Source organism: Hymenobacter jeongseonensis (assembly GCF_015694725.1).
Lineage (GTDB): Bacteria > Bacteroidota > Bacteroidia > Cytophagales > Hymenobacteraceae > Hymenobacter > Hymenobacter jeongseonensis.
The window spans coordinates 272,111-293,527 of record NZ_JADQDQ010000002.1 but is presented as its reverse complement, the minus strand read 5'-3'; the positions used below and the strand labels follow the sequence as shown (position 1 = coordinate 293,527).

Here is a 21,417-nt window from a genome sequence, read left to right as displayed (position 1 = left end):
TACAATTACTGCCATGAGGGCTGGCCCGCTAAAAAGGTTGCGCGGGACCTACTTTTTTGAATTCCCCGCCGCCAACGACTTATAAATCACGTCGTGAATGCGGGTGCGGATATTATACTGCCGCAGCTTGTTGTTGCCCGCATCCGGATACACCCGGTTCGACAGAAAGATGTAGAGAATCTCATTGTCCGGGTCCATCCACACGCAAGTGCCCGTGAAGCCGGTGTGGCCGAAGGTGCTGGGCGACGACAGGTTACTAGTGGGTCCGGTGGGTTTGCTCGGGTCGCCGTGGTCCCAGCCCAGGCTGTGGCGGTTGCCGGGCACCCGGCTGCGGGCAAATTCCGTCACCACCGGGTTTTGGAAGTAGCGGGAGCCGCCGTAGCGCCCGTTCTGCAGGTTCATCTGCATCAGCACCGCCAAATCGTTGGCTGTCGCAAACAAGCCGGCGTGGCCGCCCACGCCGCCCACGAGGGCCGCAGTTTGGTCGTGCACCGTGCCTTGCAGTTGCCCGCGGCGGTAATAGGTATCGTTTTCGGTGGGAGCAATGCAGCTCTTCGGGAAGCGCTGCAGCGGGTTGTAGGTCATGCTCCCCAAGCCCAGCGGCCGGTAGAAATTCTGCTGCAGAAAATCGTCCAGCGGCTGGCTGAGAATCTTTTCGCACACCCGCTTCATCACAATAAAGCTCAGGTCGGAATACTCGATGGGGTACTTGCCCTTGATTTTGGGCATGAGGCTCGACCGCATCGTCCAGGCCCACACCGAATCATCGGCGGCTTTGGTGCTGTACTCGCCGGGCGCTACTTCGTTGGGGAATTCTTCGGAGCGTGTGCTGGCGTAAAAAGTAGGCTTGAGGCCGCGGCTGTTCACCGTGCGCTCCCACGTCGGAATGCCCGGCTTGAGGCCCGCCTGGTGCATCAGCACGTCGCGGATGGTCATCTCGCGCTTGTTGGTGCGCGCCAGCTCGGGTAAGTAGGTGGCCACCTTGGCGTCCAGGTTCAGCTTGCCCTGGTCTTTGAGGTACATCACGGCCTGCAGGGTGCCGGCCACCTTCGTTACCGAAGCCAGGTCGTACAAGGTGCTGCTGGTTACGGGCTGCGACTGGTCGTAGGTACAGTAGCCGTAGCTCTGGTCAAATACCACGGTGCCGTTGCGGGCCACCAGCACCTGGCAGCCTGGTGCCGCTGCGTAGGTCTGGCTTTCGAGAGCAATGTTGTCGATTTGGGCCAGTACGCGCGAGTTCAGCCCCTGGCTTTCGGGGGTGGCGTAGCGCAGGCGCTGCAGCTCTGGCGTGGCAATGCCGGTGTTGACTTTGAGCGTGGGCGACACCGTAACCGGCAGCTTGCCGCGCGCCGGCAGCGCCCCAAAGAGCACCTGCGGCACCACCAGCTGGGCCGCGTAGTGGTCTTCGTAGCCGCAGACGAGCGTGCGGGCACCTTCCAGATACTTCAAGCCGTAGGCATTGCCCATGGCCACCACCACCGTCTTCAGGTTGGGAACGGCCTGCAGCTGCTTGATGAATTTCAACGCTCCGTCGCCCATGCCGTAGCTGTGGCTGGGCGTGTTGTTCATGCTATGCAGGCTCACCACCACCACGTTGTAGCCGCTGAGGCGGGCCGCAATTCGGGTAAACGTGCTGTCATCGGCGTAGCGGTTCGGAACTGCATACACCGAGCCGGGCTGATACTTATTAAAAATAGTAGCGTAGGGCCCTTCGGCCTGGGTGCCGATGGTGATGGCGGCAATTCGCAGGGTATCGAGCCGCCTGAAGGGAAGCAGGTTGTCGTCGTTTTTAACAACGGTGACGGCGTGCTCGAAAATATTTTGCGCCAGCACTTTCGTAGAAGTCTGGTTGAGGCTGTCGCGAAGCACGGCCAAGGGGGCCGGCTGGTACTTCGACAGACCAGCCCAGTGCTTGGCCCGCAAAATCTTTTTGATGCGGAAATCCAAATCCTCCTGGTTGAGCTTGCCCGCCGCCACGGCCTCGCGAATGCGTAGCAAGGCCGAGGGTACGTCTTCCGAAAACAGCAGCACGTCGTTGCCGGCGGCCAGTGCCATGGCGTCGAGTTCGCCGTCCTTATACAGCTTGCTCACGCTCTTCATGTTGAGCGCGTCGGTGAACGTCAGGCCTTTGAAGCCCATCTTGGTTTTGAGCAAGTCCGTAACCAAGGCCCGCGACAGGGTGGTGGTTTTGGCGTTGGTGGTATCGAAGAGCGGCATGTAGAGGTGGGCCACCATCACGCCCATTACGCCCGCTTCGAAGGATTGCTGGAAGGGCACGAGGTCCACTTTGCTCAGCCGCACCAAATCGGTGTTGATAACCGGCAGCGCCACGTGCGAGTCGGTATCGGTGTCGCCGTGGCCGGGGAAGTGTTTGGCCACTGCCATCACCCCGTTATCCTGCAAGCCTTTGATGTACTGAATGCCCAGCTTGGCCACCTGTTCCTGGTCTTCGCCAAACGAGCGGTTGCCAATGACGGGATTGCCGGGATTGGAGTTCACATCAATCACCGGGGCGAAGCTGATGTGCACGCCCAGCGCCCGCATCTTGCGGGCAATTTCGCGGCCCATCTGGAACACGTATTTGGGGTCGTCCATTGCGCCCAGCGTCATTTGCTTGGCAAAGTGGGCCGACGAATCGAGGCGCATATCCAGGCCCCATTCGGCGTCCATGGCAATGAGCAGGGGCACCTTGGCGGCGGCCTGCAAGCGGTTGGTGATGATGGCCTGCCGCTTGGGGCCGCCCTGCAGAAACATGACGCCGCCAATGTTCTGGCTGCGCACCAACTGCTCGATGCGGTTGACGTGGGCTCGGTCTTTATTGGAGTAGGCCGCCACCATAAACAACTGGCCCAGCCGCTGTTCGGGCGTGAGCGAATTGAACACGCTGTCAACCCAGGCCGTTTCGGCGGGGGAGGTGGGCAGCGGGTCGCCCGGCAGCTTGGGTACTTCGGAAAACGACAGCAGCAAGCCCGTTGCCAACAGCATGACCGCAAGGGCTAGCTGGAGAGGGATGCGCATCAGCCCCGTGGGGTTGGTGGGTTGGTTCAAGGGCAAACGGGCCGCGAAGGCCGTACTTTTGTCGTGGTTATCAGCGGAACCTGCTGGCTAGGTTTGGAGGTTCCAACCCCAACCGGCTTCGAGGCGAAATAGTCACGGCAAATGCCGTAAAATTTCGTGCCGAAGTGGTGGCATTTAGCCGCGAAGGTACGCAGAAAACCCCGTTCCGGGTTTGAAACGCGGCCGATTTCTGATTATTGCCGGTCACGTTTCCACTTGTTGACGTGCTGGTTAGCTCCATTTGTTTCCGCCAGCGCAAGCTGCAGCGTACGTCTTCTCCCATGCCCGATATCATCCACCTGCTCCCCGAATACCTCGCCAATCAGATTGCGGCCGGCGAAGTAGTGCAGCGCCCCGCCTCCGTGGTGAAGGAGCTGCTGGAAAATGCCGTCGACGCCGGCGCCACGCAGGTTCAGCTCATTGTGAAAGAAGCTGGCAAGCAACTGGTGCAAGTCGTGGACAACGGCGCTGGCATGTCGCCCACCGACACCCGCATGAGCCTGGAGCGCCACGCCACCAGCAAAATCCGCTCTACCGACGACCTGTTTCGCATCCGCACGCTGGGTTTTCGGGGCGAGGCCCTGGCCAGCATCGCGGCGGTGGCCCAGGTGGAGATTCGCACCAAGCAGCGTGAGCACGACACCGGCTCGCTGCTGCTGGTCGAAGGCTCGCAGGTGACCAGCCAGCAGCCCACCGCCTGCCCCGATGGCACCAGTATTGCGGTCAAGAACTTGTTTTTCAACGTGCCGGCCCGCCGCAATTTCCTCAAGAGCAACGCCGTGGAAATGCGGCACATCCTCGACGAGTTTCAGCACGTGGCGCTGGCCAATCCGCACATTGCCTTTTCGCTCTATCAAAACGAGTTGGAAGTATTCGGCCTGCCCGCCGGCAAGCTCAGCCAGCGCATTGTGGCACTGCTCGGCAACGGCTACAAGGAGCAGCTGGCCGCCTGCGAAGAAATTACGCATTCCATTTCAGTGAAAGGCTTTGTGGGCAAGCCGGAGTCGTCGAAGAAAAGCCGGGGCGACCAGTTTTTTTTCGTCAATAACCGCTTCATTCGCTCGGCCTACTTGAACCACGCCGTGCTGGCGGCCTACGAAGGCCTGCTGGCCCGCGATACCCACCCGTTCTACGTGCTGTTTCTGGAGCTGGACCCCAAGGCCATCGACATCAACGTGCATCCCACCAAGACGGAAATCAAGTTCGAAGACGAAAAAACCGTGTACGCCGTGGTGCGCGCCGCCGTGAAGCAGAGCCTGGGCCTGCACAACATTGCCCCCTCGCTGGATTTTGATGGCGATGTGAATTTCGCCCCTATCCGCCCGCTGCGCACTGGCAAAGGCACCGGCCAGGTCCCCACCGAAGCCGACGACCACCTGCCCGCGGCTACCTCGGCCGCCCGTGCCGCCAGCAGCGACGGCTACCGCCCCGATGCCTTGGCCGCGGCGGCAATTTCCGGTCGCCCCTCAGCCGGGCCTTCGGGTTTTGCCAACTTCAACGCCGATACCCACCGCGACGGCTACGAGCGCCAGCTGCCGCCGCGCCCCACCGAGCAGGCCCGCCGTGAGCTCGAAGCCTTTTACCGCGAGCTGGGCCAGCCCGTGAAGGACCAGCCCGCGCTGGACAGCGCCACCATGCGCAGCTTCGAAACGTCGCCCACGAGCGAGCCGACTGCGATTGGCGCCGAAGGACTGTCGTTGGGCCTTGCGCCGCCCGAGGGGCTGGCCACCCCGCCGGCCGCTGCCCGGGAGCGGGAGGGCAGCGGCAGCCGGGCCCTGCAAGTGCAGCAGCGCTTCGTGCTGGTGCCCGTGAAGTCGGGCGTGCTGCTCATCGACCAGGAGGCGGCCCGTGAGCGCATCCTCTACGAGCAGTACCGCCAGGAACTGGGCCGTGCCGTGGGCACTTCGCAAATGCTCCTGTTCCCGCGCACGGTCACTTTCAACCCCGCCGATTTTGCCGTGCTGCGCGAGCTGACCGAGCCGCTGCACGCGCTGGGCTTCATTTTTGTGGAGTTTGGGCCCAACACCATTGCCGTGGAGGCCATTCCGGCCGGCATGCCCGCTCAGGACGAGAAGGAGCTGCTCGAAAGCCTGATTGAGCAGTTCCGAACCACGGCCGGCCCGCTCAAGCTCGACCAAAGCGAAAGCCTGGCCCGCGCCCTGGCCCGCCGCGTGGCCGCTGGCACGGCCGCCACGCGCCTGCCCGAGGCCGAGCTTAGCGCCCTGGCCGACCGTCTTTTTGCCTGCCAGGTGCCCGGCTACACGCCCGACGGGCGCAAAACCCTGGTGCTGCTGGACGGGCAGCAGCTGGCCGATTTTTTCCGTAAGTAACCTTCTTCGGGTCCTGCGTCTTTTAGGCAGGACCGTTGCTACGGCCGGCCCTTTCCCACGGGCCGGCTAATTCACCGTTCACCGATTCTCCCACCAGCGCGTTGCTGCGCGGCCCCTGGTTGGGGCTTTACTTTGTTGCATGCTCAACCTGACTACGACTGTTCGAAACCTGCTTTTTGCGAACATTTTCTTCTTTGCGGCGCAGACGTATTTCCTGCCTTTGCTCACCCAACTAGGCAGCCTGTATCCCATCGGTTCTCCGTATTTCTATCCGTGGCAGTTCGCCACTTCCATGTTTCTGCACGGTAGCTGGATGCACCTTATTTTCAATATGTTCGGTCTGATTTCCTTTGGCCCGCTGCTGGAGCAGCGCTGGGGACCGCAGCGTTTTCTGGTGTTTTGGTTGTTTTGCGGCATCGGGGCCAGTGTGCTCTATGAAGGGGTGCGCTATTACGAAGTGAATAAGCTGGAGCAAGCCCGGCAGGAGTTTCGGCAGGAGCCGTCCGGCGCCAATTTTGTGGAGTTCTTTCGCGAAAACATGCCCGACCAACAAGGCGTAGAGCAAGTGGGCCGGGAGATGTCGAAAAATCCCAACGACCCCGAATACATCAGCTCGGCCAATTCCACGTTGGACGCCATTGTGGAGGCCAGCTATAAATCGGGAATGTTGGGTGCCTCCGGGGCACTTTTTGGCCTGCTCTTCGCCTTCGCTTATTTATTCCCCAACACCGAATTATTTCTGCTTTTTATTCCCTTTCCCATCAAAGCGAAGTATTTTGTATTCCTCTACGCGGCCTACGAGCTGTATGCCGGCGTGCACCGCACGCCCGGCGACAACGTGGCCCACTTCGCGCACCTGGGCGGCCTGCTCTTTGGCTTCATTTTGGTGAAGTATTGGGAAGGCGGCCGGGAGCGTTTTTATTAAAGAATCAACCCGGTTTATCCGCTAGCTGCTGAATTCGTCCCATTCGTTTACTTCGTGCCATGAGCATCGTTCAAGATATCCGCACTGCGTTTAGTCGCCGCGACAATGCCCTCATGCAGCTCATTTTTATTAATGTGCTGGTTTATGCCGCGTTGGTTGTCATCAATGCCGTGCTGGGCCTGAGCGGCGCCAATACGGCCCGAACGCTGATTGCGCGGCAACTCGAGTTGCCGTCCGACTTGTGGGTGCTGCTGCGGCACCCGTGGACGGTGCTGACCTATGCCTTCGTGCACCGCGACTTCTTTCACATTCTCTGGAACATGCTGAACCTGTACTGGTTCGGTAAGTTAATTCGGGAATACTTGGGTGACCGGCGGCTGGTGAGCCTATATATTCTGGGCGGCATCGCGGGGGCCGCGCTATTTCTGCTGAGCTACAACCTGATTCCAAAACTAGCCGATGGACCCGGCGCATTGGTTGTGGGCGCTTCGGGCGCTGTTACGGCCATAATCGTGGCGGCGGCCACCCTGCTGCCGGATTACACTTTTTCGCTCATCCTGATTGGGCCGGTCAAGATTAAGTGGATTGCGGCCGTGGTCGTCATCCTTTCCTTGGCTGGGGTAAACGGCGGCAATGCCGGCGGCGAAATTGCGCACCTGGGCGGCGCTCTGCTTGGGTTTGTGTTCATCAAGCAGCTACAGGCGGGGCGCGACCTGGGCCGCCCGGTGCAAGCCGTGGGCAATTTCTTCGCCAACCTCTTCAACCGGCCGCCGGCCATGCGCGTGAGCAGCACCCGTCGCCCCGAACCCGTGACCGCCACCTCGGTCAGCGGCAGCAAAAAAGCAACCGTGGCCAACCAGCCCTTGCAGGACGAAATCGACACGATTCTCGATAAAATTTCGCGCTCCGGCTACGAAAGCCTGTCCAAGGAAGAAAAGCAGAAACTCTTCCGGGCAAGCCAGCAGTAGGGGCAGGCCAAGATTACGCCAGCCTCAGCCAAGCCTTGGCCAATTCTACGTCTTCGAATAGCCGCATCTCAAACTGCGTGCCCACGCGGGTACTCATCTCGGAAGCTGAAGCCTGCCCGAAAATGCCCGGCGACACGATGTGCGCAAAGCGCTTCAGCCCCAAGGCCAAGGCCTCCGGCATCCAGTTGGCCGCAATCCAGTCGTTTGCGGCGCTCCACGAGCCCACCACTTTGCGGTTGTCGTTGAGCATGTGCGGGCACGGATTTTCGCGCAGGAAATCGAGAGTAGCCTGGCAGCCCTGAATAACTTTCTCGGTGGGCAATACGCCTACCCAATCGTTGTACACCCAATTGTTGGCCTTATCAAACTCAATGGTCAGAAACACCTTGTCAAAGGAGTTGGTAAGCTCTTTTTTCATACGGGTAGGTGGGTGGGAAGCTTACGGGGCCTGCAAAGTAGGAAATCTTTTGCCGCCATCAAGCAAAGAAAAACGGCCGGCCTTTTTAAAAGGTCGGCCGTTTTCACGAAGCTGAAAAAACCGCCGTTACGCGGGCTGGCCCATCTTGTCCAATGCGTCCATTACCTCCTTCACGTGGCCGCGCGAGGTTTCGAGCATGGCCTTCTCTTCGTCGTTGAGCTGCAGCTCAATCACACGCTCCACGCCGTTTTTGCCGAGGATAACCGGGGCACCGAGGTACACGCCGTTGATGCCGTACTCGCCTTGCAACTCCAGGCACACGGGAAACACGCGGCGCTGGTCGCGCACAATGGCTTCCACCATTTGCGCGGCGGCCGCGCCGGGCGCGTACCACGCCGACGTGCCCATGAGCTTCACCAGCTCACCACCGCCGTTTTTGGTGCGCTCTACAATAGCGTCGAGCTCGGCTTTGCCGATGAGTTCGGTAACGGGGATACCGCCCACGGTGGTGTAGCGGGGCAGGGGCACCATGGTGTCGCCGTGGCCACCCATCAATACGGCCTGAATGTCTTTGGGGCTCACGTTCAGGGCCTCGGCCAAGAAGGCGCGGTAGCGGGCCGTGTCCAGGATGCCGGCCATGCCGAATACTTTTTCACGGGGCAGTTTGGCGGTGAGGTGGGCTTGGTAGGTCATCACGTCGAGCGGGTTGCTCACCACGATGATGACGGCATTGGGCGAGTATTTTACTACCTGCTCGGTTACCGACTTCACGATGCCAGCATTCACCGAAATTAGGTCGTCGCGGCTCATGCCAGGCTTGCGGGGCAGGCCCGAAGTAATCACCACCACATCCGAATCAGCGGTACGGGCGTAGTCGTTGGTGACGCCCACGGTGCGCGAATCGTACCCAATAATTGGGGCTTTCTGCCAGATGTCAAGCGCTTTGCCTTCGGCAATGCCTTCCTTGATGTCCACCAGAACAATTTCGTTGGCAATTTCACGGGTGGCGAGCACATCGGCGCAGGTTGCGCCTACGTTGCCGGCTCCGACTACGGTAACTTTCATAGGAGAAGGTGTTGGGGTTGGGATTACTCGGGCAAAAGTAACGCCTGCATCGTTACCCTTCACTTGTAATTGTAGCGTGGACTCTGCGAGTCCGTGCGTGGGCAAACGAGAGGCGAACGATGCAGCCCCACGCGGACTCGCAGAGTCCACGCTACATTCTTTGCACAGTCAGCACCCGCTCGGTGGTTTCTTCCACCTTGAACCGGTCGTCAACTCGCCAGCCCACCACCCAGCAGATTTTGCCATCGGCCGAGGTCAGCACGCGCACGTCGTCTTTCAGGTTGAGGGGTACTTTTTGGTCGATGAGGAAGTCGCTGAGTAGCTTTTTGCCTTTCATACCCAGGGGCATGAACCAGTCGCCTTCCTGCCACTTGCGCAGTGTGAGCGGGAATTTGATTTTATCCGCATCGAGCGCCGCCGTGCTTTTGGAGCGCGGAATGATGAAGTGCTTGGCGTCGTCGTGCAGTTCAGCTTTTAGGCGCATGCCGTCGGCCAGCAGGTCGGTTTGGCCGGCAGCCAGCTGGAACGTGCCGAACTGGGTGAGCCGCCGCGGCGTGATAACCAGATTCTCGCGGTCCTTCACCAGCCGGTGCGTGGGCGAGTCGAAGCGCCGGCCCGACTCGCCGGGGAAAGCGGCCACAATGTCTTTCACCATCAGCCAGGAAAAGCCGAAGGGGCGCAGCATTTCGTGCAAAACCAGCGTAGTGGCGGCGGTTTTCTGCAGCGTGGCGATGTTGAGGTACGTTACTTCGGCCTCGTCGCGGCGCGCCTGGGCGGTGGTATCTTCCACGTAGCGGCGCACAATTTCTTCGGCTCCGCCCACGCGTTCGGCGGTACCGTGCATGGTCTGGTCGAGGTTGGGATTGATTTCGCGCAGCACGGGCAGCACCTCGATGCGCAGCAGGTTGCGCTGGTACACGGGGCTGTCGTTGCTGTCGTCTTCGCGCCAGCGCAGGCCGCGCTCCACCAAGTATTCGTGCAGGTCGTCGCGGCCCAGGCCCATCAGCGGGCGCACCACGAGGCCGTTTTTGGCCTGAATACCGTGCAGGCCCGCCAGGCCGGTGCCATGGGTCAGGTTCAGCAGCATGGTTTCGGCCTGGTCGCGCTGGTGGTGGGCCGTGGCGATGTAGGCCAGGCCCTGCGTAGCGCGCACCTGCTCAAACCAGCGGTAGCGCAGGAAGCGGGCCGCCATTTGGGTCGAAATGCCTTCTTGCTCGGCAAATTCCTTGGTCTGGAAAAACTCGGCGAAGTAGGGGAGGCCGTATTGCTTGGCCAGCTTGCGCACAAACTGCTCGTCGGCGTCGGCGTCTTCGCCGCGCAGGCCGAAATGGCAGTGCGCCACGGCCACCTGCACGCCCAGGCGGTGCAGCACGTCCAGCAACACCACCGAATCGAGCCCGCCGCTGACGGCCACCAGCACGGAGTCGTTTTCGATGGAAAATAAGTTGTGCTCTTCAATAAACTGGCGGACACTGTCTAACATGAATCAACAAAAAATAATAGGAGGGCAAAATACTTGCTGAGCTGTTGCGGCCGAACGAGAGGTAATTGTCGGCTAATCGCACGAACTACAAAAAAACTTATGGCAACACCGGCTTCTGCAGCCGGGCCAGCACCATTTCCAGGCGCTGCGTTTCCGACAGGTCGCCGCGCAGCTCCAGCACCGGACTGGTAAACTGGCCGAGCCAGGCGGTGTGGGTAGCCAAGGTGCGGCTGCCGCCGCAGGAATTATCATCGTAGCCGGCGGCCCAATCCAGAAAGGCTTGGGTTTGGGCAGCACGCGTTGGGTCCGTAAAAATAACGTTGCCGTAGCGCTCCAACTCGCGCTGGTGCAGGCGGCGCAGGCGCAACGCCGGTGGAAGCCACAGAAATACGACCAAATCCAAATCCGTGAGCCACTGGGTGCCCCAGCTTACGAGCGAGCCGCCCAGCACCCAGGCCGGATGAGCCGTGAAGTCTTCCGCCAGCGCGGCGTCGCGTGCGGCTGCGGGGCGGCGCACGGTGAAGGGCGGGTCCGAAGGCAACCAGTAGTACGCGTCGGTATCGAAATAGGGAAGGCTAAGCGCCTGGCCCAAGGCACGGCCCAGGGTGGTGACGCCTGTTCCGGACGCGCCGAAAAGGTACAGTTTCATAAAGTGACGGATTGCGTCGGCCCGAAATGCCCGCTTTGGGCACTAGTCTGCAAAGATGCGCGTTACGCCCGGCCTACTGCCGTACCTTTGAGCCCCGAATGGCCTTATTCCGCGTCTTTTTTCTTCTGCTCGTTCTGTTGCTGCCACTGTTAGGGCAGGCACAACGCCCGACCCCGGCGCCCGGTCAGCCGGCCCCAGCCGCTGCCAAAGGCGCGCCCATCAAGCTCCTGACGACTGAAAAACTGCTCGGCGGCGATTTTAACGGCGTGAAAATCCGCAAGCTGCTAGGCAACGTCAGCTTCCAGCAGGACGACACGTTTCTGTATTGCGACTCGGCCTACCAATACCTCGAACGCAACGAGGTGGAAGCCTTCAGTAACGTGCGCGTGCTGCAGAGCGACACCATGACCATTACGGGCGACCGCGGCTTTTACGACGGCGACAAGCGCACGGCCCGCATGACGGGCAACGTGGTGATGCGCGACACCCGCATGACCCTGACCACGCCCAGCCTGGTTTACGACCTCAACCGCAAAACGGCCTCCTACACCGAAACCGGTCACCTCACCGACCCGCAAAACACGCTCGACAGCCAGCAGGGCTTTTACGATACCAACTCCAAGGTGTTCGTGTTTACGAATAACGTGCACCTCGTCACGCCCGATTCGGAGCTGAACAACGACTTGTTGCGCTACAACACGGTTTCGAAAATTGCCTACTTCGATGGACCGACGCGCATCAAAGGCAAGAGTGGCAATCTTTATGCAGAAGGGGGCAATTACAATACCATTACCCGGGTTTCTAACTTCAAGCAAAACGCCAAAATTGATACCCCCAACTACTTGTTAGGCGGTGATGAGTTGGTGTATGATGAGGTGAAGCAATACGGGGTGGCCCGCGGCCACGTCAGCCTGATTTCAAAGAAAGACAACCTGACCCTGCGCGGCGACGTGGGCCGCTACTGGCGGGGCCTGGGCCGTACCAAGCTCTACGGCGGCCGGCCGGTGGTGCGCAATATCAGCGAAAAGGACACCTTGTACATGGCTGCCGACACGTTGATAAGCGTGGAAGCCCGGCCCGGCCAAACCACTACCCGAACGGTGCTCTACGCCTACCCGAAGGTGCAGATTTTCCGGGGCAACCTGCAGGGGATTTGCGACTCGCTGACCTACGACCGGCAGGATAGCATCATTTACCTCAACCGCGACCCGGTGCTGTGGCAGGCCAAAAACCAGCTCACCGCCGATTCCATGCAGATTCGCTCGAAGCGCGGGCGCGTGGATGAGATGCGGCTGTACGCCAACGCGTTTGCCGTGAGTCAGGACACGCTGCTGAACTTCAACCAGACCAAGGGCCGCAACATGATGGCCTATTTCCGCGACAACAAGATGCGGCGCGTGGATGTGCTCGGCAACGCGGAAAGCATCTTTTACGCGCTGGACAACGACACCGCCACCACGGGCATGAACCGCGTGCTGTCGGCCAACATGCGGCTGCTGTTTGTGGAGAGCAAGCTGAACAAGATTTCCGTACTCACCAATCCGGAGGCCAAGTTCATTCCGCCGCACGAGCTCAAGCCCGACGACGAGCGGCTGAAAGGCTATAACTGGCGCGCCAAGGAACGGCCCACCCGCCGCCAGGTGTTGGGCAAGCAATTCGACGACCGGCCTAAAAAACGACCAGCCCCCAAGAGAAAAGCGAAGTCTACGGTCAAACCCAAGGCGCCCGCTAAGAAAAAAGCACCTGCCAAGCGCGTGGTAGCGCCCAAGCCTGTTGCTCAACCCACCAAACCAGCCGCTACGGTGCTGCCCGCCAAACCGCCCGCGCGGCGGTAGTAGCTGCAACCTTTCGCGGCGGGCGGGCACTCTTGTTCCCGGCTGCCGCACCAGAAGCCGCGTTCGTTTGCCTTCGCCGGCTCAAATCGTTACCTTTGCACCCCTTATGCCGATTTCCCGCCTCACGGTTCTGTTTCTGCTCGTTAGTACGCTCATTCTGGGCTCTTGTGCCAGTAGCTACCAACGTTTGCTGAAAAGCCCCGACGTTAATAAAAAGTACGAAGCCGCCGTCGCCTATTACGACAAGGGCGACTTCTTTCGGGCGGGGACGCTGCTCGAAGAGCTGATTCCGCTACTGAAAGGCCGGCCCGAGGCTGAAAAGGCCCAGTTTTACTTTGCCAATACCAATTTCAAACAGCGCAATTACGTGCTGAGTGCCTTCTACTTCAAGCAGTTCAACGACACCTATCCCAACTCGGAGTACTCGGAAGAAGCGGCTTATTTGAATGCCCGCTCGCTGTTCCTTGACTCGCCCAGCTTTGAGCTGGACCAGACCAATACGGTGTCGGCCCTGGAATCCATCCAGGATTTTCTGAACCGGTACCCCGAAAGCAAGTTCAAGCCGGAAACGGAGAGCATGTCGCAGGAACTGCAGAAAAAGCTGGAAAATAAGGCATTCGAAAGCGCCCGGCTCTACTACCAACTGCGCTACAACCAAGCCGCGGTGGTGGCCCTCACCAATTTTCAGCAGCAATTCCCTGCTTCGGCCTATGCCGAGCAAGCCGCCTTTCTGCGCCTTAGCGCCCAGTACGCTTGGGCGCAGGAAAGCATCGAATCCAAGCAGCGCGAGCGGTTTTTGGAGGCGGTGAGCTTTTACCAACAGTTTCTGGATACCTATCCCCGCAGCAAAAGCCTGAAGGAGGCGCAGGCGATGTACGACATCAGCCAAGCCCAGATTCTCAAGCTGAAAGACGTTCCGGCGTCGGCTTCTAACTAATTTGTAATTAATATCAGCCCATGAAAGCTAATCCCAACACCCCGTCGAGCTCCATCATCACGCGCAACGTGGCCGACATCACCGGCGACAATGGCAACGTGTACGAAGCCATCGCCGTGATTTCCAAGCGCGCCAACCAGCTGTCGGTGAAGCTGAAAGAAGAGTTGAACGACCGGCTGGCCGAGTTCGCCTCCACGGTTGATAACCTGGAAGAAGTGTTCGAGAACCGCGAGCAAATCGAGGTTTCCAAGCAGTACGAGCGCATGCCCAAGCCCACCAGCCTCGCCATCGAGGAGTTTCTGCAGGGCAAAATTCAGTACACCACGCCCGCTCCGGAGGAAGTTCCGGTGCCCCGCGAGCTGTTCTAGGGTCTTTTAGAACGTATTGGCACGTCATGCTGAGCGCAGTCGAAGCATCTCTACCACGTAAGTAATTTATTTGCTTTTGTGGGTGAGATGCTTCGACTGCGCTCAGCATGACGTTCTTGTTTGTTGCAACCAAACCCCATGGCCGAATCAGTAACCCGCAGTTCCCTCCACGGCCGGCGCATTCTGCTGGGCGTCAGCGCCAGCATTGCGGCTTACAAAGCGGCGCTGCTCACGCGCCTGCTCGTCAAGGCCGGCGCCGAGGTACAAGTCATTCTTACCGAAGCGGCCACCGCTTTTGTGACGCCGCTCACGCTTGGCACGCTCTCCAAAAAGCCCGTTCTGACGGGCTTTTTGCGTGATGCCGCCGCCGGCGAATGGCACAACCACGTGGAACTGGGCCTCTGGGCCGATGCCTTACTAATTGCGCCCGCCAGCGCCAATACCATCGGTCAGCTGGCCAATGGCTTGTGTCCCAATTTGCTCTGCGCCGTATATTTGTCGGCCCGGTGTCCGGTTTTTCTGGCCCCGGCTATGGATGTGGACATGTTTGCCCACCCCGCGGTGACCCAAAACCTAACCCGGCTGCGCTCGTTCGGCAACCACGTCTTCGATTCGCCCAGCGGTGAATTAGCCAGCGGCCTCAGCGGCCCCGGCCGGATGCTGGAGCCCGAGGAAATTATGGCGGAGCTGGAGCGGTATTTTAACGATTTGCAGGCTAGCTAGAAAGAACGTCATGCTGAGCTTGTCGAAGCATCGCTACTGCGCAAGTAATCAGATTACTATTGCATGCGAGATGCTTCGACAAGCTCAGCATGACGTTCTTTAATTCTCTTTAAACAGTCATCAATGCACGTTCTGCTCACCGCCGGCCCTACTTACGAACCGCTGGACCCCGTTCGCTTTCTCGGCAACCGCTCGACGGGCAAAATGGGCTACGCCCTGGCGGAGGCCTTTGCCGCCGAGGGCATGCAGGTAACGCTCATAAGCGGCCCAAGCGCCTTGCCCGACCCCGTCAGCCCGGGCATCCGCACGGTGCGCGTGGAAACGGCGGCGCAAATGTTCGCGGCGGCGGCCGAAGTTGCGGCGGCGGCCGATGTGTGGGTGTTTGCCGCGGCCGTGGCCGACTACCGCCCGGCGGAAGTGGCGGTGGATAAAATCAAAAAATCGGGCGACACGCTCACGCTCGAGCTGGTGAAGAACGTGGATATTGCCGCCACGCTGGGCCAACGCAAGCGGCCTGAACAATTTGCCGTCGGTTTTGCGTTGGAGACTACGAACGAGCTGGCCCACGCCCAGGACAAGCTGCGCCGCAAAAACTTCGACCTCATTGTGCTGAATTCTTTGCGCGATGCGGGCGCGGGTTTCGGCCACGACACCAACAAAGTGACCGTGCTGGACGCCGCCGGCCAAATCGTTAATTTTGAGTTGCAGTCCAAGGCCGACGTGGCCCGCGGGCTGGTCAGCTTGGTGCTGCGCTATCTGAATCCAACCCCATGATGCGAAAACTGCTCGCGTTTCTGCCCCTGTTTGTGCTGCTGCTGGCAGCTGGTCCCGTTGCTTCGGCGCAGGAACTGCTGGCCGAAGTGCAGGTGACCACCCAAAACGTCACCATCACCGACCCCACCATCGTGACGCAGATGCAGAACGACATCCGGACGTTCCTCAACAGCCGCTCGTGGACCAACGGCACCTACCGCCCCGAGGAGCGGATTCGGCTGCGGGTGTTCATCGGCATCACGGGCATTCCCCAAAACGGCACTTACAATTCCACCATGCGGCTGATTTCGACGCGCCCGGTGTACGGCACCGGCTACGAAACCAACGTCATCAGCGTGGTTGACCGCAATTTCAACTTTAACTACTCGCCGCAAAATCCGCTGGATTTTTCGCCCAACAGCTTCGTTTCGAACCTGTCGTCGTTGCTGGGCTACTACGCCTATATGGTTATCGGCATCGACCGCGACACGTTCTCACGCTTGGGCGGCACGCCGTATTATGAGCTGGCCCGCAATGTGGTCAATTATTCGGCCAACCAATCCAGCACCAGCGAGCCCGACGAAGGATGGCGCGGCACCAATTCCCGGGAGCGGCATTTTTTGCTTGATAACATCACCGACCCCCAGTTCGAGTCATTTCGCACCGGCCTGTATGCGTACTACCGCCAGGGTTTGGACCTGTTTGTTGAGAAGCCCGACGAAGCCCGCGCCTCGGTCATGACGGCGCTCACCGGCATTCAAAAAGCGGCCGTCACGCGGCCTGGCACCTTATTCACCCGGGCGTTTTTCGATGCGAAATCCGATGAAATCGCCAATATCTTCCGCACCAGCCAAGACCAGCGGCTGAAGCAGCAACTCGTGACCATGCTCACAGAAGTGGACCCGGGGAATTCGGCTAAATACCAAACGGTACTGAAATAAAACAGGAATCAGAACTGCGTAACGGTTGAGTAGAGGGCCGCAAAGCATTTCGCGTGCTGCCACTAATTCGACCGGTATGCGGTTTTAATTACTACCACACGCGGGATGCTTCGCGGCCCTGTGCATGACGTAATAATTTTTTATGCTAGTCGATTTACGGATTAAAAATTACGCTCTCATTGAACAATTGGAGCTGCGGCCGTCGCCGCTTTTAAATATTATCACAGGTGAAACCGGTGCCGGTAAATCCATCATGCTCGGCGCTATTGGCCTACTGTTGGGTAACCGTGCCGATTCGCGCATGCTGTTCGATACCGAGCGCAAATGCGTGATTGAAGGCCAGTTTGATATTGCTAATTACCAGTTGCAAGACATCTTCGAGGCGGAAGATTTGGACTACGACGTGCAGTGCATTCTGCGGCGCGAAATCAGCCCGAACGGCAAGTCCCGGGCCTTTGTGAACGACACGCCCGTGACGCTGGAAGCCCTGCGTAAAATCGGCGCTAACCTGATGGATATCCACTCACAGCACGACACACTGCTGCTGGGCGACGCCGTATTTCAACTCAATCTGCTGGACTTGTATGCGGGGCTGGTGCCGCAGCGCACGCATTACAGCAACGCCTTCCGGCAGTACCGCAAGCTGGAAGCCGACCTGCTCACGCTGGAAAGCCAGGCCGCTCAGGCTAGCAAAGAGCTGGATTACAATAGCTTTCTGCTGAATGAGCTGGAAGAAGCCCGCCTCGACACCGAAGACCAGGACGCGCTGGAGCAGGAAGTGAAGCAGCTAGAGCACGCCGAGGAAATCAAATACAAGCTGAGCCAGGCACTGCACGGGCTGCGCGACAGCGAAACCTGCGCCACCGGCAGCATGAAGGAAGCCGTGATGCTGCTGGGCCAAGTAGCCAGCTACGGCGAAAACTTCCAGGAGCTGCGCCAGCGCCTCGACAGCTGCCTGATTGAGCTGCACGACATTGCCGACGAAGTAGAAATCGCCGAGCGCCGCACCGAAGGGGACCCCGCCCGCGCCGAAGAGCTGCAGGACCGCCTCAACGTGCTCTACACCCTGCAGCGCAAGCACCAGGCCCGCGACTTGCCGGCCCTCATTGAGGTGCGCGACAGCCTGCGCCAAAAAGTAAGCTCCGTGCTGAACTTGGATAAGGAAATCAACCGCCTGCGTAAGGACTCGGACGCGGCCTTGGCCGCCGTGACCAAGCAAGCTGCCAAGCTCTCGGAAAGCCGCCGCAAGTCGTTTCCCACGTTTGAAAAGCAGCTGGGCTTGCTGCTGGCCGACTTGGGAATGCCGCACGCCCGCATTGTAGTCCAACACAGCATTGGCCCGCCCGCTACCAGCGGCACCGACGTGGTGAGCATTCTCTTCACCGCCAACAAAGGCGCTCAGCCCCAAACGCTGAGCAAAGCGGCTTCGGGCGGTGAGTTCTCGCGCCTGATGCTGTGCATCAAGTACATGCTGGCCGATAAAACGGCCTTGCCCACGATAGTATTTGACGAAATTGATACCGGTATTTCCGGCGAGATTGCCGTGAAGGTGGGCCGCATGATGCAGCAAATGGCCCAGAAGCACCAGCTGGTGGCCATTTCGCACTTGCCGCAAATGGCAGCGGCTGGTGATGTGCACTACTTCGTGTACAAGGAAGACCGCGCCGACCGCACCGTGAGCCGCATCCGCGAGCTGAACCAGGACGACCGCATCAAGGAAATTGCGCATATGATTGCGGGCGCCAAGCCCAGCGAAAACGCCTTCCAGAGCGCGCGGGAATTGCTGGCACTGCGGGGCGAGGTGGCGGCTTAAGTGCGGCTGAGCAGCTGAGTGACTGAGTTGAATTGCTAACTTGCGCTGGAATCCAAGATGGCCCAGCAGCTTGCTGCTTTCACCTAGTCACTCAACCACACAGTCACTCAATGGCTAACAATCTCCTCGCCGGCAAAGTCGGTATCATTTCCGGCGCGCTCAACGACCAATCCATCGCCTGGAAAGTAGCCCAAAAAGCTCACGCCGAAGGTGCCCGCTTCGTGCTCACCAATGCGCCGCTGGCCATGCGCATGGGCGAAATCAACAAGCTCAGCGAGGAGTGCAACGCGCCCATCATTCCGGCCGATGCCACGTCGACGGAAGAGTTGGAGGCCCTGTTTTCGGGCGCGCAGGAGCAGCTGGGCGGCAAGATTGACTTCGTGTTGCACAGTATTGGCATGAGCGCCAACATCCGCAAAAAGAAGCACTACGGCGAGCTGGACTACAAATTCTTCAACCAGACCATCGACGTGTCGGCCCTGTCGTTTCATAAAATGATGGCCGTGGCCGAGAAGCAGGACGCCATGAACGAGTGGGGCAGCATTGTGGCCCTGAGCTACATCGCGGCCCAGCGCGCCTTCCTCGACTACACCGACATGACCCAGGCCAAGGCCATGCTCGAGAGCATTGCCCGCAGCTACGGCCAGCGCTTCGGCAAGCTCAAGAAAGTGCGCGTGAACACCATTTCGCAGTCGCCCACCAAAACCACCGCCGGCACCGGCATCACCGGCTTCGACGCTTTTTACAACTTCGCCGACATGATGTCGCCCCTTGGCAATGCTCCCGCCGAGGCTTGCGCCGACTACTGCATCGCCATGTTCTCGGACCTGACCCGCTACGTGACCATGCAGAACCTGATGCACGACGGCGGCTTCAGCACCACCGGCATTTCGGCTGAGGTGGTGGACTTGCTGACGAAAGCGGCCGGCGCGCAAGAATAAGCGCGGCCTGTTATAGAAAAGAAAAGAAAAGCCCGGCTAATTAGCTGGGCTTTTTTGCGTTTGCAGCTCCGGGGAAGTCAATTGTGGCAACCAAAATCCCGTCATGCTAAGCGGAGTCGAAGTATTCTTACCACGCAAGTAGTCAATTTGACCAAGCGGGAGAGATGCTTCGACTCCGCTCAGCATGACGGCGTTTTTGATTAGGTAGTCGCAACAACTGCCCTATTATCACATCCTAGTATCAGTAGCCGCGGCTCAGTTCTACCAGATTCTTTAGCGGCTGGCCGGTGCGCAACAGCGCCAGATTGCGTAGCAGCACGTCTACTTTGCCTTCGTCTTCGGAAGGCTGGCCGCCGCCGGTGTGCTGGGTGAGCAGCACGTTGGGTAGTCCCCAGAGTGGGTTGTCGGCGGGGAGGGGCTCGGTGGCGGTTACGTCGAGCACGGCACCGCCTAAGTGACCGGTTTGCAGGGCTTTGATAAGGGCGGGCTCGTCGGTGGTGTTGCCCCGGCCCACACTGGCGTAGATGCTGCCGGGCCGCATGGCCGCCACTAAATCGGCTGAGAAAAAGCCGTCGGCGCTGCCGGGGAGGCAGTTTACCACAATGTCGGTTTCGGGCAAGGCGGCTTTTAACTCTTCTTTGGAGTGAAGCTGTGCGTGTGGGTCGGTGCGAGCCAGGAGTTGCACTTGGCACTCGAAGCCGCTGAGCTGCTGCCGCACCGCCAGGCCGATGGCGCCAGAACCGAGGATGACCACGCGCCGGCCGCGCAGCAGCTGGGCGCGGTTGCGCACAAACGCGCCGCCCACCCATTTCTTCTCGGCTTGCAGCACGGCTAGCTCGGGCAGGTGGCGGTAGAGGGCAAGCAGGCCGGCCACCATGGTTTCGGCACAGGGCCAGGCAAAAAAGTCGCCCATGTTGGCCACGGGCACGTCCAGCTGTACGTTGCGGTAGCGCTCAAATCCAGAAGAATCAATTTGCCAAAACTGCAACTGGGGTGGCACCGTGGCAAACCAAGCGGGTGGCGGGTTGCCGAGCAGCACTTCAGCGGTTTGAAAAGCAGCTACCGACTCTTCTTTCGACAATTCGTGGTTGAAAGTGACTGTTATATCGGCCGGAAGGTGCTGTTGCAAGTAGGCGCGGGCAGGGGCGCTCAGGGGCGAATAGACGAAAAGACGCATAGGGGGGCCATCGAAATGGCGACTGACAAATGAAATAAGGCAGGAGCCGAGGCCCTTGTACGGCGCTTGCAAAGGTGCTGCCGACGCAAGGCAATAATTTAAGCCGGGGCCCCAAGTGAAAGAGCCCAACCATGGCTGGCCGGGCTCTTTTGAATGGAAAGGGTAAGGGCGCTAGCGCGAGCTTTCGTTGCCGTCAACGGGCGCACTTTGCTTGTGCACGTTGGCGGCCACTAGCTCGTCGGTAATGATGTTGCTGGCTGTTACTTGCACTTTGTTCATAAGGCCGGAAATGACCTTGTGCTGGCCAGCCATGAGGGCTTTGTAGCCGTCCTTGGCCACATCGGCGGGGTCGGCGCCTTGGCCATCGGCCACATTCTTGGCACGGGTCATGTCGGCTTTCTCGAAGAAATCGGTTTTGGTGACGCCCGGCAGTAGGTTGGTAATGGTCACTTTGCTGTCCTTGTTCTCTTCTTGAATGGATTCAGCAAAGGAGTTTACGAAGGCCTTGGTGCCGTGGTAGACGGCTTGAAGTGGCCCGGGCAGTTCGCCCGCAATGCTGCCCACCAGCAGAATTTTGCCCTCGTTGCGGGCTTTCATTTCCTGAAGGTAAAGCTTAGTGAGCACCACGTAGGCCCCGATGTTGAGCTGAATGATGTCCAGCTCGCGGTAGATGTCGGTGGTGTCGAAGGTGCCGTACTGGCCCTGGCCGGCATCGTTTACCAGCACGTCAATCTGCGTGCCCGTGGCCTTCACCTCGTTGTAGAGTTCAAAGGGGGCGTCGCGCTTGAACAGGTCCTTGACAATGGTCTTCACCTGCACGCCGTATTGCTGCCGGATTTCGGCCGCGGCCTGCTCCAAAAGGTCCGGCTCGAGGGCTACCAGAATGAGGTTGTACTTGTCTTGCGCGAAGCAATTGGCCAGCTCGCGGCCAATGCCGCTGCTGGCGCCCGTGATGAGGGCGGTTTGTTGTGTTGCCATTAAACTGTGGAAAGGTTAGGTTGGAAAGAGTAACTCCTAACGGTTCCAATTTGGTC

18 protein-coding genes are annotated in these 21,417 nt (G+C 59.4%); 11 read left to right on the top strand and 7 right to left on the bottom strand.

All coding sequences use genetic code 11. The features are described from left to right. Window positions 1-48: 48 nt before the first annotated feature. Window positions 49-3,018, bottom strand: coding sequence for a glycoside hydrolase family 3 N-terminal domain-containing protein (locus I2I05_RS04890; RefSeq protein ID WP_196281109.1), 2,970 nt, complete (start codon window positions 3,016-3,018; stop codon window positions 49-51). Between the two features lie 320 nt (window positions 3,019-3,338). On the opposite strand from I2I05_RS04890, the gene mutL reads away from it, so the two are divergent. The 3 genes from mutL to I2I05_RS04875 all read left to right on the top strand — a co-directional run bounded on the left by mutL (window position 3,339) and on the right by I2I05_RS04875 (window position 7,280). Further along, window positions 3,339-5,387 (top strand): DNA mismatch repair endonuclease MutL, encoded by a 2,049-nt coding sequence (mutL, locus tag I2I05_RS04885; protein WP_196281108.1) that lies wholly within the window; start codon window positions 3,339-3,341, stop codon window positions 5,385-5,387. Window positions 5,388-5,526: 139 nt separating this feature from the next. Continuing rightward, window positions 5,527-6,312: a rhomboid family intramembrane serine protease gene (locus I2I05_RS04880; protein WP_196281107.1), complete on the top strand. Its 786-nt coding sequence runs from the start codon at window positions 5,527-5,529 to the stop codon at window positions 6,310-6,312. Between the two features lie 59 nt (window positions 6,313-6,371). Beyond that, window positions 6,372-7,280, top strand: a complete 909-nt coding sequence (locus I2I05_RS04875; protein WP_196281106.1) for a rhomboid family intramembrane serine protease — start codon at window positions 6,372-6,374, stop codon at window positions 7,278-7,280. A 13-nt stretch (window positions 7,281-7,293) separates the two neighbouring features. On the opposite strand, the gene I2I05_RS04870 is transcribed toward I2I05_RS04875, so the two are convergent. The 4 genes from I2I05_RS04870 to I2I05_RS04855 all read right to left on the bottom strand — a co-directional run bounded on the left by I2I05_RS04870 (window position 7,294) and on the right by I2I05_RS04855 (window position 10,895). Beyond that, the gene (locus I2I05_RS04870) at window positions 7,294-7,698 is read right to left on the bottom strand and encodes a hypothetical protein (RefSeq protein ID WP_196281105.1); all 405 of its coding nucleotides are present in this window, start codon (window positions 7,696-7,698) and stop codon (window positions 7,294-7,296) included. Between the two features lie 126 nt (window positions 7,699-7,824). Next, window positions 7,825-8,763, bottom strand: a complete 939-nt coding sequence (gene mdh, locus I2I05_RS04865; RefSeq protein WP_196281104.1) for a malate dehydrogenase — start codon at window positions 8,761-8,763, stop codon at window positions 7,825-7,827. Between the two features lie 151 nt (window positions 8,764-8,914). After that, window positions 8,915-10,246 (bottom strand): tRNA lysidine(34) synthetase TilS, encoded by a 1,332-nt coding sequence (gene tilS, locus I2I05_RS04860; RefSeq protein WP_196281103.1) that lies wholly within the window; start codon window positions 10,244-10,246, stop codon window positions 8,915-8,917. A 97-nt stretch (window positions 10,247-10,343) separates the two neighbouring features. Continuing rightward, window positions 10,344-10,895: a P-loop NTPase family protein gene (locus tag I2I05_RS04855; RefSeq protein ID WP_196281102.1), complete on the bottom strand. Its 552-nt coding sequence runs from the start codon at window positions 10,893-10,895 to the stop codon at window positions 10,344-10,346. A 137-nt stretch (window positions 10,896-11,032) separates the two neighbouring features. Here I2I05_RS04855 and I2I05_RS04850 point away from each other — a divergent pair, with 137 nt between their 5' ends. From I2I05_RS04850 to I2I05_RS04815, 8 genes are all read left to right on the top strand, one after another. Then, window positions 11,033-12,730 carry an OstA-like protein gene (locus I2I05_RS04850; RefSeq protein WP_196281101.1) on the top strand — a complete coding sequence of 566 codons (1,698 nt, stop codon included), beginning with the start codon at window positions 11,033-11,035 and terminating at the stop codon, window positions 12,728-12,730. A gap of 106 nt (window positions 12,731-12,836) precedes the next feature. Then, window positions 12,837-13,667, top strand: a complete 831-nt coding sequence (locus I2I05_RS04845) for an outer membrane protein assembly factor BamD (RefSeq protein ID WP_196281100.1) — start codon at window positions 12,837-12,839, stop codon at window positions 13,665-13,667. Window positions 13,668-13,687: 20 nt separating this feature from the next. Beyond that, entirely contained in the window at window positions 13,688-14,035 is a 348-nt protein-coding gene (locus I2I05_RS04840) for a DNA-directed RNA polymerase subunit omega (protein WP_196281099.1), read from the top strand. Between the two features lie 138 nt (window positions 14,036-14,173). Next, on the top strand, window positions 14,174-14,758 hold the full coding sequence (locus I2I05_RS22295; RefSeq protein WP_196281098.1) for a flavoprotein: 585 nt from the start codon (window positions 14,174-14,176) through the stop codon (window positions 14,756-14,758). A gap of 123 nt (window positions 14,759-14,881) precedes the next feature. Beyond that, a complete protein-coding gene (locus tag I2I05_RS22290; RefSeq protein WP_196281097.1) occupies window positions 14,882-15,532 on the top strand; it encodes a phosphopantothenoylcysteine decarboxylase domain-containing protein in 651 nt (216 codons plus the stop codon). After that, window positions 15,529-16,452, top strand: coding sequence for a type IX secretion system protein PorD (porD, locus tag I2I05_RS04825; protein WP_196281096.1), 924 nt, complete (start codon window positions 15,529-15,531; stop codon window positions 16,450-16,452). The genes I2I05_RS22290 and porD overlap by 4 nt, the downstream gene beginning before the upstream one ends. Window positions 16,453-16,594: 142 nt before the next feature. After that, window positions 16,595-18,265: a DNA repair protein RecN gene (gene recN / locus I2I05_RS04820; protein WP_196281095.1), complete on the top strand. Its 1,671-nt coding sequence runs from the start codon at window positions 16,595-16,597 to the stop codon at window positions 18,263-18,265. Between the two features lie 110 nt (window positions 18,266-18,375). Continuing rightward, a complete protein-coding gene (locus I2I05_RS04815; RefSeq protein WP_196281094.1) occupies window positions 18,376-19,206 on the top strand; it encodes an enoyl-ACP reductase FabI in 831 nt (276 codons plus the stop codon). Between the two features lie 241 nt (window positions 19,207-19,447). On the opposite strand, the gene I2I05_RS04810 is transcribed toward I2I05_RS04815, so the two are convergent. Both I2I05_RS04810 and I2I05_RS04805 read right to left on the bottom strand, forming a co-directional pair. After that, window positions 19,448-20,383, bottom strand: a complete 936-nt coding sequence (locus tag I2I05_RS04810) for a D-2-hydroxyacid dehydrogenase (protein ID WP_196281093.1) — start codon at window positions 20,381-20,383, stop codon at window positions 19,448-19,450. 171 nt (window positions 20,384-20,554) lie between these two features. After that, entirely contained in the window at window positions 20,555-21,361 is an 807-nt protein-coding gene (locus I2I05_RS04805) for an SDR family NAD(P)-dependent oxidoreductase (RefSeq protein ID WP_196281092.1), read from the bottom strand. Between the last annotated feature and the right edge of the window lie 56 nt (window positions 21,362-21,417).